8 protein-coding genes are annotated in these 14,496 nt (G+C 67.0%); 3 read left to right on the forward strand and 5 right to left on the reverse strand.

Going from position 1 to position 14,496, the window contains the following annotated elements:
• Positions 1-87: 87 nt before the first annotated feature.
• Positions 88-2,244 (reverse strand): murein biosynthesis integral membrane protein MurJ, encoded by a 2,157-nt coding sequence (murJ, locus tag OG963_RS23395; RefSeq protein WP_371799409.1) that lies wholly within the window; start codon positions 2,242-2,244, stop codon positions 88-90.
• 49 nt (positions 2,245-2,293) lie between these two features.
• Positions 2,294-4,591, reverse strand: coding sequence for a DUF6049 family protein (locus OG963_RS23400; protein WP_093773850.1), 2,298 nt, complete (start codon positions 4,589-4,591; stop codon positions 2,294-2,296).
• Positions 4,592-4,774: 183 nt separating this feature from the next.
• Between OG963_RS23400 and OG963_RS23405 the strand changes: the two genes are divergently transcribed.
• The gene (locus tag OG963_RS23405) at positions 4,775-6,217 is read left to right on the forward strand and encodes a CCA tRNA nucleotidyltransferase (protein ID WP_093930982.1); all 1,443 of its coding nucleotides are present in this window, start codon (positions 4,775-4,777) and stop codon (positions 6,215-6,217) included.
• A gap of 227 nt (positions 6,218-6,444) precedes the next feature.
• On the opposite strand, the gene OG963_RS23410 is transcribed toward OG963_RS23405, so the two are convergent.
• The 3 genes from OG963_RS23410 to OG963_RS23420 all read right to left on the reverse strand — a co-directional run bounded on the left by OG963_RS23410 (position 6,445) and on the right by OG963_RS23420 (position 9,695).
• Positions 6,445-7,713 (reverse strand): MFS transporter, encoded by a 1,269-nt coding sequence (locus tag OG963_RS23410; RefSeq protein ID WP_093773854.1) that lies wholly within the window; start codon positions 7,711-7,713, stop codon positions 6,445-6,447.
• A gap of 124 nt (positions 7,714-7,837) precedes the next feature.
• Positions 7,838-8,920 (reverse strand): inositol-3-phosphate synthase, encoded by a 1,083-nt coding sequence (locus tag OG963_RS23415; RefSeq protein WP_030930532.1) that lies wholly within the window; start codon positions 8,918-8,920, stop codon positions 7,838-7,840.
• A 67-nt stretch (positions 8,921-8,987) separates the two neighbouring features.
• Positions 8,988-9,695 (reverse strand): PadR family transcriptional regulator, encoded by a 708-nt coding sequence (locus tag OG963_RS23420; protein ID WP_093773856.1) that lies wholly within the window; start codon positions 9,693-9,695, stop codon positions 8,988-8,990.
• 377 nt (positions 9,696-10,072) lie between these two features.
• On the opposite strand from OG963_RS23420, the gene OG963_RS23425 reads away from it, so the two are divergent.
• Positions 10,073-12,823, forward strand: a complete 2,751-nt coding sequence (locus OG963_RS23425) for a transglycosylase domain-containing protein (RefSeq protein ID WP_093773858.1) — start codon at positions 10,073-10,075, stop codon at positions 12,821-12,823.
• A gap of 138 nt (positions 12,824-12,961) precedes the next feature.
• The gene (locus OG963_RS23430) at positions 12,962-14,458 is read left to right on the forward strand and encodes a glycosyltransferase family 87 protein (RefSeq protein WP_093773860.1); all 1,497 of its coding nucleotides are present in this window, start codon (positions 12,962-12,964) and stop codon (positions 14,456-14,458) included.
• Positions 14,459-14,496 lie beyond the last annotated feature (38 nt).

Genomic DNA, 14,496 nt, shown 5'->3' on the forward strand with positions numbered 1-14,496 from the left:
CTCTGCACAGTCACGCCAATTGTGCCCACACTCCAGCGCTATGCACGACACACAGAGACCGGCGATGGTTGTGCGGGCCGTCGGTCCTCAGCGTCCGAGCCGTCCGCGGACCATACCGACCATGCCGTTGATCTCTTCGATCCGCATGCGCTTCGCAGCCACGAAGAAGACCCCCATGAGCGCGGCCCCGCCGAAGATCAACGCGACCAGCGAACCGAGGGCACCCTCGCCCAGGCCCAGCAGGAGGGCGAAGCCCACGCCACCGCCGATGACCGCTGCGGGGATCGCCGCCAGGCACAGGCGGGCGTACGTACGCACGACATGGGCGCCGTCCAGGTCGCCGCCCAGCCGGTTGCGCAGTCGACGCCAGGCGATGCCCACGCCGACGGCGTAGGCCAGCCCGTACGAGGCCGCCATGCCGACGACCGCCCACTGGGCCGGAAGGACCACGTAGCAGAGAGCGGAGACGGCAGCGTTGACCCCGGCGACGATGACCGTGTTGTAGAACGGCGTGCGGGTGTCCTCGTACGCGTAGAAGCCGCGCAGCACGACGTACTGCACGGAGTACGGGATGAGGCCGAGTCCGAACGCCATCAGGATGAAGCCCATGGACCGGGCCGCCTCGGTGCCGCTGGACGAGTACAGCAGGGTGCACATCGGGACGCCGAGCGCGAGAAACGCGAAAGCCACCGGAACGATGGCCACGGCGGAGTTGCGGAGCCCCTGGGAGATGTCGTCACGGACCGCGCCGGGGTCGTTGTCGTGGGCGGCACGGGAGATACGGGGCAGCAGGGCCGCCATGACCGAGACGGTGATGATCGCCTGCGGCATTCCCCAGATCAGCTGGGCGTTGGAGTAGGCGAGGAAACCCGCGCCATTCCTGCCGGAAGCCTTCCCGGCCGCTGTCGCCAGCTGCGTGACGACCAGGACACCGGCCTGGTTGGCGAAGACGAACAGGACGGTCCACTTGGCCAGCTTGACCGTCTTACCGAGGCCGTGGCCCTTCCAGTCGAAGCGCGGACGGAAGCGGAAGCCGGCCTCGCGCAGATACGGAATCATCGCCAGGGCCTGGACGACCAGACCGAGCAGCGTGCCGATACCCAGCAGCCGGATGCCCTCCGGCGGAATCGTCTGCACACCCATGTGGGATTCGGCCGAGGTGCCGTAGACCCAGATGAACATGCCGAACGTGAAGATCATGACGATGTTGTTGAGGACCGGGGTCCACATCATCGCGCCGAACCTGCCGCGTGCGTTCAGGATCTGGCCCATCACCACATGCACGCCCATGAAGAAGATGGTGGGCAGGCAGTACCGGGCAAACGTGGTGGCGACGTTGTCGGCCGCAGGATCGTTCGCGATCGTGCTCGACATCAGGTGGATCAACAGAGGGGCGGCGAAGACGGCGATCGCCACGATCACGCCGAGCGCGACCATCACAAGGGTCAGCAGACGGTTGGCGTAGGCCTCGCCACCGTCCTCGTCGTCCTTCATGGAACGGACGAGCTGTGGAACGAAGACCGAGTTGAGTCCGCCGCCGACGGTGAGGATGTAGATCATTGTCGGCAGCGTGTACGCGATGGTGAAACTGTCACCGAGCAGCGCCGCACCCAGCGCAGCGGTGATCACCAGGCTGCGTACGAATCCGGTGAGTCGGGACACCAGGGTGCCGGCCGCCATCACCGCGCTGGACTTCAACAGGCTGGAGGCCCGGCCGCCGGACTTCGGCGGGGCGGGCGCCGGATCCGGTTCGGGCTCGGGCGGAACGGGGGGCCCGGCCGGCCCCTCCTGGTCCCGGAACAGGTGCGCGAACGCGTCCGGTCCCTCGTGGCCCTCGGACGCCTGGGTGACGAGGTCGTCGACGCCGACGAACTGGGTGGTTGCCGCGTCTTCGCCGTACGGCAGGTGCCGGGACGGACCGGCGGGCTCGGGCGGCGGGGTCTGCGCCCAGATGCGCGGATCGGGGGCGTACTGCGCCGCGGGCGGCTGCTGGTAGAGCGGCTGCGGTTGCTGGTATGTGCCCGGGGGCGGGGGCGGGTGTGCGGCGCGGTCGTACAGCACCTCCGCCACCGGGTCCTGGGCGGAGAGGTCCTGGGCGCGGTAGGGATCGCGGTTGTACGCGTCCTGGAGGTACGGGTCCGGCGCGGGATCCACCCGCCTCGGGTCCGAAGGCGTCGCGGATCCATCGGAGGGCCCGGCTCCGCCCGCACCCTGACCGCGGTCACCGTCGTACGGCGCGTTCATCGATACCCCACCTCATTGTCCCCGGCCGACCGGCCACGACAGACATCGCTCAACGGTCCACTTTCTCACCCGTGCCCGAAGGCTCCCCGCTTTCCGGACCGGTGTCCGGCGTCGGGTCACTCGGCTGCTCGGGTTCACCGCCGTCGCCTCCGGACGGGCCGTCCGCGTTGGCACGCTTGCGATGGGTGTACATCCTGATGCCCGCGAGGACCAGCAGCAACAGTCCGCCCGCGATCACCAGCAGCACGGTCGGTGTGACCTCGGAGACCTTCACCGTGAAGGTCATCTCCTCGCCGTACGGCGTGCCGTCCTCGGTGTAGAGCTGCGCCCTCACCTGCACCTGGCCGTTGGCGTTTGCCGAGGCGTCGAACTTCACGGACTGGCTGTGGCCGCCCGCGATGCGGATCGGCTTCTCCGCCACCGCGCTGCCGTCGTTCAGCCTGAGCCGAGTCGCGTTGTCCGACTTCAGCCGGAGAACAAGATGATCGACACCCTGCACCAGCTTGTTCTGCACCGTCACCGGGATGGTGGCGCTGCGGCCGGACAGGGTGACGTCCGACTTGGAGATGAGTTGCACCTCGTTGGTGAGGCCGTGCAGATACGTGCGAACCGCGTCCCGGTACTGCTGTGCTTCCAGCGGCCTGCCACGCCACGAGGTCGACATGGACCGGTTGATCGCGTTGCCGAAGGGGGTTACGACCCGCTCGGGCTGGGTGAGGATGACCCGGAAGCTGTCGAGCGAGGCCTGGGTGGCCTTGATGTCCTGGAAGGCCTGGGTGGGCAGCTCCTGGCTGCGGAGCTTCCTCGGGTACTGGGAAGTCCCGGGAACCCTCGTCGTCGCGTCGGCGTCCGGCTTCGCCTCGGCCGCGTCCACCAGGTCGAGGGGCTGAGTCCACCGTTCGTCGTCGAGGGCGTGCAGGGCGCGCGCCATCGACTGTGCCTGAGCGGCGGTCGGCATCCTCTGCGGTGCCACGACGATGCTGCGCTCGTCGTCCGTGTCCTGGTCGTTCAGCGCCAGGGTCGTGGCGAGGAACTTCTGAACGGCGAGGGTGGAATTCCCCGCATTCGACATGTCGCCCTCGAAGGCCCTGGAGAGCCGGTAGTCGGCGACGACAGCGGTGGTGCCGCCACCGATCGGCCGGGCCGCACTCGGCGTGTACGGCAGCCCTCCGGTCTCCTGGAGGCTGTCGCTGCGGGCGATCACGTTGTGCGCACCGGCCGATGTGGCGACATCGACGATCGACGGATCGATGGCGCCTTCGACCGGCCACGCGAAGTCCGTGGACGGCTTCACGTGCAGGACGGTCTCCACCGTCGGGCTGGCCACCTCGGTGGCGTTCTGCAGGTGGCTGAGGCTTCCCGAGACGTTCTTTCCGCGGTGGGCGAGGGATGCCAGATCCGGGTCGGCGAACGGCAGCGCGACGACCTTGTCGTCCGCCACGGCTGACTCCAGCTGGGTGAGCCACTGCTTGGCGACGACCTGGTTCTTTCCGGCGATGGTGGTGTCACCGACTCTGACGCGGTAGCTCTTCGTCATCGCGTCGACGCCGGCCAGCAGGTCCGGGTCGATCACCCAGGTCACGGGCAGCTGCCTGCCCAGCGAGACCATCTGCTCGAGGCGCCCGCCCGGAGCGAGCTCCGCGGCGAGGTCGTCGTCCGCGAAAACCGGGGTCTGTTGCTCGTCGGAACCCGTCTCGGCAGTGAGGTGGGCCGACGCGATCAGCGGCCAGAGATAGGTGATCCGGGTCCTGGAATCACTCTCGTTCTGCTGCCAGGGAAGAAAGGTGCGCTCGATGCCGAGCACCTGCTCGTACGGGACACGGGAGGTCTGTCCGGACAGCGAGACACCGAACTGGTAGACACCGGCGTCGTCGAGCCCCAGTTTTCCGACGGGCACGGACAGCGTGAAGTTCTGCGTGATCCCGGACGGGAGCTTCGCGATCTTCAGTGTGTACTTGCCGCCGATCGCCGCCGGATCGCTTCCGGGGACATACCCGGTGCGTTCTGCTGCCGTGTCGATGGATGTCCTGCCGAACAGTCGCGGCCCCACCCGCAGGTCGACCCGGGCATCGGTGACCGTTTCCTTGCTCCTGTTGGTCAACGTGCCGGAGACAGTGAGTGTGTCCCCCTTCACCGGCGCGCTGGGGGCCAGGGAGTCCAGGGTCACGTCAACGGTGCTGGAGCCGGACGGAGCCTTGCTCGCCTCGTCGGCCTGCGCCCCGGGCACGGCCGGACCGGCGAGCAGAGTGGCGACGAGCGGCGCTCCGAGGATCACGGAGGCTGTGCGCCGCAGCCACCGGCGGGCAGGAGAGTGACTGATCCCCTGAATGTCTGCCGCCTCGGCCACGCGCCCGTCCGTCCCTCGTCGTAGTCAGCTGCTGTCGATCGTTGTCCGTTGCTGCGTCCCCGCATGGTAACGATGTGCGCGGGGGCCACGTGCTCGGGAGTGCGCTTGATGATCGGGAGAGTCTTGCAGGGCGAAAAGAAACGATGACGCCCGGGCCGGTCCGGGCACGTACCCTTTTCTGTTGTGCCGAACGCCAATGAAGACATTTCCAGTGCCCTGACCCAGGTGCAGCACCGCGCAGTCAGTGAACTGCTGCGGGTGTCCCCGGTCGCCGACGACCTCGCCCGCCGTTTCCAGGATGCCGGATTCAGTCTCGCCCTGGTTGGCGGCTCGGTCCGGGACGCGCTTCTCGGCAGGCTGGGGAACGACCTGGACTTCACCACCGATGCCCGCCCCGAGGACGTCCTGAAGATCGTCCGTCCGTGGGCGGACTCGGTGTGGGAGGTCGGTATCGCCTTCGGCACGGTGGGGTGTCAGAAGAACGGCTACCAGATCGAAGTCACCACATATCGGTCGGAGGCGTACGACAGGACCTCGCGCAAGCCGGAGGTTTCCTACGGCGACTCCATCGAGGAAGACCTGGTTCGCCGCGATTTCACGGTCAACGCGATGGCCGTCGCACTGCCGCAGAAGGAATTCATCGACCCGCACGGCGGCCGCGAGGACCTGGCGGAGCGTGTGCTGCGCACCCCTGGGACGGCCGAGGAGTCGTTTTCCGACGACCCGCTGCGGATGCTGCGCGCCGCACGCTTCGCCGCGCAGTTGGACTTCGATGTCGCCACCGATGTGGTCACCGCGATGACTGAGATGGCAGGACGCATCGAGATCGTCTCCGCCGAACGGGTGCGTGAGGAGCTCAACAAGCTGCTGCTCTCCGCTCACCCTCGGAAGGGTCTTGGCTTGCTGGTCTCCACGGGACTGGCGCAGCAGGTACTGCCGGAGCTGCCCGCACTGCGACTTGAAAGTGACGAGCATCACCGTCACAAGGATGTCTACGAGCACTCGCTGACCGTCCTGGAGCAGGCGATCGATCTGGAGGAGGACGGACCCGACCTCACTCTGCGCCTCGCGGCGCTGCTCCATGACATCGGCAAGCCGCGGACCCGGCGCTTCGAGAAGGACGGGCGCGTCTCGTTCCATCACCACGAGGTGGTGGGCGCCAAGATGGTCAAGAAGCGAATGGCTGAGCTCAAGTACTCCAACGACATGATCAAGGATGTCGCGAAGCTGGTGGAGCTGCATCTGCGCTTCCACGGCTACGGCGACGGGGAGTGGACCGACTCCGCAGTTCGCCGGTATGTGCGTGATGCGGGTCCGCTGCTGGAGCGGCTCCACAAACTGACCCGCTCTGACTGCACGACGCGGAACAAGCGCAAGGCCGGTGCCCTCTCGCGGACGTATGACGCACTTGAGGAGCGTATTGCGCAGCTGAAGAACCAGGAGGAGCTGGACGCCATCCGGCCCGACCTGGACGGCAACGAGATCATGCAGACGCTGGGCGTCGGCCCCGGGCCGGTGATCGGCAAGGCATACGCGTTCCTGCTGGAGCTGCGGATGGAGCACGGCCCGATGGGGCACGATGCCGCGGTCGCTGAGCTCAAGAAGTGGTGGGCCGCGCAGAGCTGAGGTCGGAGCCGGCGTCATGTTTCACGTGAAACATGACGTGACCGACGCGACGAGGGGCGCTGTTTCACGTGAAACAGCGCCCCTCGTCGCGTCTACCGGCTTGGAGGTCACCCCGTCGGTTACGGCCGTGGGGTAGCTGCCCGTAGAAGGGTCCGGGGCCTTGCTGTTGCGTAGAGGTCATTCGGCGCTTTCGGATGTGCGCCTCCCTCCCATCGGTGCACGCACGCTTACAGCGCTCCGGCGACGCGGCTCCATCGGAACATCGTCACTGCGACGATCGTGTAGAGCGCGGCAACTCCGATCACCACCGCGGCCGACTCGCCGTCAGGAGGAAGGACCAGGGCGGCTGCTGCAGCAGCACCTACAAAAGCCACGTTGAACAACACGTCGTAGAGGGAGAAGATCCGGCCTCGGAAGGAGTCGTCCACCGACGCCTGCACGACGGTGTCCGTTGCGATCTTCGCTCCCTGGGTGACCACTCCGAGGACGAACGCCGCGACCAGCATCGGTCCGGGCCTGAACCACAACCCCAGCGCGGGTTCGAGGACGGCGGCCGCGGCGGCACAGGCCGCCATCCAGCGGAGCCGGCCGAGCCACCCCACAGCCCAGGGCGTCACCAGCGCGGCCGCGAAAAATCCCGCACCTGAGAACCCCACGGCAAGGCCGAGCAGGGCCAGCCCGCCGGAGTTGCTGTCGGACCAGGCGTACCGGCACAGCATCAGCACCATGACGGTCAGCGCCCCGTAGCAGAACCGGATCACCGTGATGGCCGCCAGCGCCCGTGCCGCATCCTTCCGCTCCGACAGATGGCGCAGTCCGTCGACGAGCCCCCGTGCGGTGGTGGCCAGGGCGTCCCTCAGTCGGAGACGGGGGCCGCCCGGATCCGGCCCGAGAAGATCGGCCGCAAGGCGTAGGGACGCCAATGCTGACGCCAGATAGAGCCCCGCGCCCAGCAGCACGACCGCTGCATCCGAGTCCGCCGCGACCAGACGTACGGCGAAGGCGAGGCCGCCGCCTGCCGTGGCGGCGAGCGTTCCCGCGGTCGGTGAGAGCGAGTTGGCCATGACCAGCCGGTCCTCGTCGACGACCCGGGGCAGCGCGGCCGAGAGGCCCGCCAGCACAAAGCGGTTGACCGCGGTGACGCACAGCGCCGAGGCGTAGAAGAGCCAGTCGGGCGCGGTGCCGAGGATCAGCAGGGCGGTGCAGCAGGCGAGGGCGGTGCGCAGCAGATTGCCGTACAGAAAGACCTGACGGCGCGGCCAGCGGTCCAGGAAGACGCCGGCGAAGGGGCCGATGAGGGAGTACGGAAGCAGCAGTACGGCCATCGCGGAGGCGATGGCTCCCGCCGATGTCTGCTTCTCCGGGGAGAAGACGACGTGCGCGGCGAGGGCGACCTGGTAGACGCCGTCGGCGGACTGGGAGAGGAGCCGTACGACGAGCAGACGACGGAAGTTCCGAAGGCGCAGGAGTACGCGCAGATCACGTACGACGGGCATGAGGGCAAGGGTCACATACGTTGAGGGTCCCCGGGCGGATTACCCGGGGACCCTCAACGATGTGGGAGAGGCGGAGCGTTGCCGCTCATCGCCCTCCTACGGTGACACGCCGTTTCCGGTCGGGTCAGCGCTCGACGTCGCCGTTGATGAACTTCTCGACGTTCTCACGGGCCTCGTCGTCGAAGTACTGGACCGGCGGGGACTTCATGAAGTACGAGGACGCGGAGAGGATCGGGCCACCGATGCCGCGGTCCTTGGCGATCTTCGCGGCACGCACGGCGTCGATGATGACACCGGCGGAGTTCGGGGAGTCCCAGACCTCGAGCTTGTACTCCAGGTTCAGCGGAACGTCACCGAAGGCGCGACCCTCGAGGCGCACGTACGCCCACTTGCGGTCGTCCAGCCAGGCCACGTAGTCCGACGGGCCGATGTGCACGTTGTCGGCACCCAGCTCACGGTCACGGATCTGGGAGGTGACGGCCTGCGTCTTGGAGATCTTCTTGGACTCAAGGCGCTCACGCTCGAGCATGTTCTTGAAGTCCATGTTGCCGCCGACGTTCAGCTGCATCGTGCGGTCCAGGACGACGCCCCGGTCCTCGAAGAGCTTCGCCATCACACGGTGCGTGATGGTGGCGCCGACCTGCGACTTGATGTCGTCGCCGACGATCGGGACACCGGCCTCGGTGAACTTGTCGGCCCACTCCTTGGTGCCGGCGATGAAGACCGGGAGGGCGTTGACGAACGCGACCTTGGCGTCGATGGCGCACTGCGCGTAGAACTTCGCAGCGACCTCGGAACCGACGGGCAGGTAGCAGACGAGAACGTCGACCTGCTTGTCCTTGAGGACCTGGACGATGTCGACCGGGGCCTCGGGGGACTCCTCGATGGTCTCGCGGTAGTACTTGCCCAGACCGTCGTGGGTGTGGCCGCGCTGGACCGTCACGCCGGTGTTCGGGACGTCGGCGATCTTGATCGTGTTGTTCTCGCTGGCGCCGATGGCGTCCGCGAGGTCGAGTCCGACCTTCTTCGCGTCGACATCGAAGGCGGCGACGAACTCGACGTCACGCACGTGGTAGTCGCCGAACTGGACGTGCATCAGACCGGGCACCTTGCCGGCCGGATCGGCGTCCTTGTAGTACTCGACGCCCTGCACCAGCGAGGCGGCGCAGTTGCCCACGCCGACGATGGCTACGCGAACCGAACCCATTCCGGTTGCTCCCTGTGTTGAGTGTTCTCGGTGATTCCGATGAAGGTCCGGCGGAACTGCCGGGACTTCATTTGCGGGTGTCGTCGGACGGATCCGGCGGGGTGTGACCCCGATGCCGGGGCAGGCCGTCCGACTCTCCTGCTGTGTTCTGCGGAGCCGAGCTCTCGGGCGAGGATCGTCGCTGATCCCGTCCCGACCGCTCGCTCTCGATGAGCTCGTTCAGCCAGCGCACTTCGCGCTCCACGGACTCCATGCCATGTCGCTGCAGCTCAAGTGTGTAGTCGTCGAGTCGTTCGCGGGTCCGTGCCAGAGAGGCGCGCATCTTCTCCAGGCGCTCCTCCAGCCGACTGCGGCGGCCTTCCAGCACGCGCATCCGCACCTCGTGCTCCGTCTGCCCGAAGAAGGCGAAGCGGGCTGCGAAGTGCTCGTCCTCCCAGGAGTCGGGGCCGGTGTGCGAGAGCAGCTCCTCGAAGTGCTCCTTACCTTCTGCCGTCAGCCGGTAGACGATCTTGGCGCGGCGCCCTGCCAGTGAAGAGGCAGGGGCGACCGCACGGCCGGTGGCGGGCGGGAGGTCGGCGGGAGCATTTCCTGTCTCCTCGATCAACCAGCCGTTCGCGACCAGCGTCTTGAGGCAGGGGTAGAGGGTGCCGTAGCTGAAGGCGCGAAAGATCCCCAACGAGGTGTTGAGGCGTTTGCGCAGTTCGTACCCGTGCATCGGCGACTCGCGGAGCAGGCCGAGTACGGCGAATTCGAGGATGCCGGAGCGTCTGCTCAACTTCGCCTCCTCCTTACTCCGAGTGCTCTCGTGGAGCCCTATGCCGAGCTGATGTATCGACTCGATACATCCCGACGATAGATCGCTCGCCGCATTGCGACAAGGGGGGCCGTCGTGAGCGGCGTCACATCATCAATTCGTGGGAAGCGACTTGCGTTATTTGGGGTGAACTTCGGCTCTAGGGGGGTTTTGACCGTGCGTAGTCTGTGCGGCATGCAGACCACCGGGAACCGTGTGGCGTCCGCGCGCGTCAGTCATCGCGGACCTGCCGGATCGGCTGCGGATGAGCCTGTCGCAGGGCTGGTCCGTAATTCGGGGGGACCGGATCTCAACTGCCGCTTCCAGGCGTTCTCGCCTGCCCGAGGAGTAGTCGTTCGATGAGCGAGCACCGTCGCAAAACGCAGCAACCGCAAGGTGGCGGGCGTGCCGCGGCCAGACGAGCCGCCCAGTCGTCCTCAGGACGCCGTGCAGCGCCGTCACGCGGAGTAACTTCCGAGTCACCTTCCGATTCCTACGGCGGGGAGAGTCCCTACGGCGGACGCGCCGAGGCCAGGAGAGCCGCCCAGCGCGGCGGGCGCCGTGCCGCCGAGGGGGGTGGTGCAGGTAATGGTGGAGGGGGTCGTCGTCGCGGTGGCGGCGACGGGCGCGAAGGCCCCGGCCGGGGCCGCGGACGCGGTAATCAGCCTCCTGCCAAGAAGCGCTTCATCGACTACCCGCGCGCCGGCAAGTACGGAGCGAGGCGCTGGGTGCCGTCGTGGAAGCTGGTCTCCAGCCTGTGTATCGGCTTCCTCGGCCTGCTCATGGGCTTCGCCGGGCTGGCTTACGCGATGGTCGGCACGCCCACGATTAAGGCGGCCGCCAAGGCGGAGAACAACGTCTACTACTGGGCCGACAACACGCAGATGGTCGCGACGGGTGGTGAGACCAACCGCCAGGTCATCGATTACTCACAGATTCCCGCAGCGATGCGGAACGCCGTCATCTCGGCGGAGAACAAGTCGTTCGAAACGGACAGCGGAATCGACCCCATGGGTATCGCCCGAGCCTTCTACAACATGGCCAAGGGCGGTGAGACCCAGGGTGGCTCGACGATCACCCAGCAGTATGTGAAGAACTCACGGCTCAACCAGGAGCAGACCCTGAGCCGTAAGTTCGAAGAGCTCTTCATCACGCTCAAGGTGGGCAAGACCGAATCCAAGCGCAAGATCATGGAGGGTTACCTCAACATCTCGTACTACGGACGAGGTGCATCAGGAATCCAGGCCGCAGCGCGCACGTACTACGGCAAGGACGCCAAGGATCTGGACGCGAGCGAGTGTGCCTTCCTGGCCACGCTGCTCAAGGGCGCGACCTACTACGACCCGGCGGGTGCGCCCGAGTACGACCCCGTACAGGCGACCGCGGCAAAGAATTTGGATCGCGCGAAGAAGCGCTGGGCCTGGATCCTCGAGGAAGAGGTGAAGGACGGCCGGTTGGGGGCTGGGGACCGCCAGAAGTTCCTGAAGAAGGGGTTCCCCATGCCGGACCCGCCGAAGAAGAGTGCGCAGTTGGGCGGCCAGATCGGTTATCTGGTGGACCTGGCCAAGGCGAACTTCCTCAACAACAACGACAAGGGCATCACCGCGGACAAGCTTGCCCAGGGCGGATACGAGATCCACACCACCTTCGTCAAGGACAAGGTGGACAAACTCAACGCCGCGGTCAAGAAGGTCTACGACAACAAGATCAAGCCGAAGCAGCGCCCCACGACGGACACGCACGTCCAGTTCGGTGGCGCGTCGGTGGATCCGAATACCGGTGCCATCGCCGCGATCTACGGCGGCCAGAATGCGACGACGCACTACACCAACAACGCCGACACCACCGGTGCACAGGTCGGTTCGACCTTCAAGCCGTTCGTGCTGACGGCGGCGATGGAGTACGGCAAGCGTGACCCGGCCGGCGGTCCGGACCAGGGCGAGTCCGAACGTACCCAGGTCTCACCGAAGAGCATCTACAACGCCGACGACCAGCTGAAGATCAAGAAGTACAACGGTGAAGTCTGGACCGATGAGAACGGCAAGGAGTGGCTGCAGTCCAACGACGGCCATGAGTCGAGGGGGAACATCACCCTTCGCGAGGCCATGCAGTGGTCCGCCAACTCCCCGTACGTCCAGCTCGGTATGGACGTCGGCACCGACAAGGTGAAGGAGGTCGCCGTCGCCGCGGGTCTGCGCGACGACCGCTCCATGGCGGACTCGACCGTTCCGTCCTTCTCCATCGGTACGTCGCAGCCGAGTGCGATCCGGATGGCAGGGGCGTACGGCACCTTCGCCACCAGCGGAATGCAGCGCGACCCGTACTCGGTCGAAGAGGTCAAGCTGCGCGGCGAGGTCATCTACCAGCACAAGAAGGTCAACAAGCGCGCCTTCGACCCCGCCATCGCCGACAACGTCACCGACGTCCTGAAGAACGTCGTGGAGAAGGGGACCGGCACGCCTGCCCGGATCCCCGGCCGCGACGTGGCGGGCAAGACGGGTACGACGGACGACAACAAGTCCGCCTGGTTCGTGGGCTACACCCGGGAGCTGTCGACGGCCATCAGCATGTACCGGCTGGACGACAACGAGAAGCACAAGAACCGTAAGTTCGAGAAGATGTACGGCACGGGTGGCGAGCAGACGATCCACGGTGCCTCGTTCCCGGCCCAGATCTGGCATGACTACATGATCGAAGCGCTGAAGGGAACGACGCCCGAGAGCTTCCCGAAGCCGCAGCCCTGGGGCGACACGGTCTACGGCGGCGGCGCGAAGAGCCCCAGCCCGACGCCGAGCGACGTGCCTTCGGAGACCCCCTCCAGTACGCCGTCCACGACGCCTTCGACGACACCCTCCGTTCCGACGCCCGACCCGAGCAACAGCTGCGGGGCATGGGACTGGAACTGCCAGAACAACAACGGTGGCACCAACAGCGGAACGGATACCGGCGGCGGCACCACCACCGGCACGACCGATGGTGGTACGGGCAGTACGGACACCGGAACCACCACCGGTACGTCAGCAGGCGACGGTGGTACCACGGACACCGGCGGCAACGGCAACGGCAACGGCAACGGGAGCGGGAACATCTTCGGAGGCCCGGCCGGGTAGCGCCCGGCAGGCAAGCGCTCCGCGCGGCCGACAGGCCGACAAAGGTGGAGCCGCAGGAGGACGTCCCCAAGGGCCGCCGCACCACTCGGTGCGGCGGCCCTCGCCGTCTCCACAGTCCCGTACGGCAGGATGTGCGGCATGCCAAGCGCAGAGGACACGAGCGTGCACCAGGAGCGGCCCGTCGTACGGCCCACACAGCAGGACGAGATCGCGGCGGCCGGCAGTGAGCTGATCGGCGGCCGGTCGGGACGCTGGGCGAGGATCGGCACCGGTCCGCTCACAGCCGTGCGTGTCGTCGCACTGGTGGCGATCGGGATGTTTGCGCTCGGCATGGTGCAGAAGGCGCCTTGCTACAACTGGGCATGGTTCAGAGGCGCCAGTTCGCAGTACACGCACGCGTGCTACTCCGACATTCCGCATCTCTTCGTCGGACGTGGGTTCGCCGACGGCCTCGTGCCGTACTTCGACCGGTTGAGCGGCGACATGCAGTACCTCGAGTACCCCGTACTGACGGGCGTGTTCATGCAGGTCGCGGCCTGGCTGACGCCCGGCGGCTCCATGCAGTACCGCGAGCAGATGTACTGGATGGTCAACGCGGGCATGCTCATGATCTGTACCGCGGTCATGGCCGTGTGTGTCGCCCGTACGCACCGGCGCCGTCCGTGGGACGGGCTGCTGGTCGCCCTGGCGCCCGCCTTCGCGCTCACCGCGACGATCAACTGGGACCTGCTGGCCGTCGCCCTGACGGCCGCGGCCATGCTCATGTGGTCCCGGCAGCGTGCGCTGGCGTTCGGCGTCCTCATCGGCCTCGCCACGGCCGCCAAGCTCTATCCCGTATTCCTGCTGGGGCCGATCCTCGTTCTCTGCTGGCGCGCGGGCAGATGGCGGGAGTTCTTCGTGGCGACGCTCGGCGCGGCCGCCTCCTGGCTGGTGGTGAATCTGCCGGTGATGGTGTTCGCGCCCGAGGGGTGGAAGAAGTTCTACACGTTCAGCCACGACCGGCCGCTCGACTTCGGCTCGTTCTGGCTGATCATCGCGCAGCGTGCCGGCATCTCCATCTCGGTCGACACGGTGAACAACATCTCGCTGCTGCTGACGGTCCTGCTGTGCGCGGGCATCGGTGTGCTGACGCTGATGGCCCCGCGCCGGCCCCGCTTCGCCCAGCTCGCGTTTCTCGTCGTCGCGGCGTTCATCCTCACCAACAAGGTCTATTCGCCGCAGTACGTGCTGTGGCTGATCCCCCTTGCGGCGCTGGCCAGGCCGCGCTGGCGGGACTTCCTCATCTGGCAGGCGTGCGAGGTCATGTACTTCCTGGGGATCTGGATGTACCTGGCGTACACGACGAGCGGCGACAAGCACCAGGGGCTGCCGACGGAGGGCTACCAGCTGGCGATCGCCGTGCATCTGCTGGGCACGCTGTACCTCTGCGCCGTCGTCGTACGGGACATCCTGATGCCGGAGCGGGACGTCGTACGCAGCGACGGGTCGGACGATCCGTCGGGCGGGGTGCTCGACGGCGCCGAGGACGTCTTCGTCCTGGGACACGCAGCGACGCACCGGCCGCGGCACGCGGCGCACGCGGTCGAGGGACCGTGGGTGGAGTGGGGTGCGACGCGCGAGTCCGCCACCGACTGAACAGGGCCTCGCCGGAAGGCTGCGAGCCTCCGGCGAGG

The organism is Streptomyces sp. NBC_01707 (genome assembly GCF_041438805.1).
Lineage (GTDB): Bacteria > Actinomycetota > Actinomycetes > Streptomycetales > Streptomycetaceae > Streptomyces.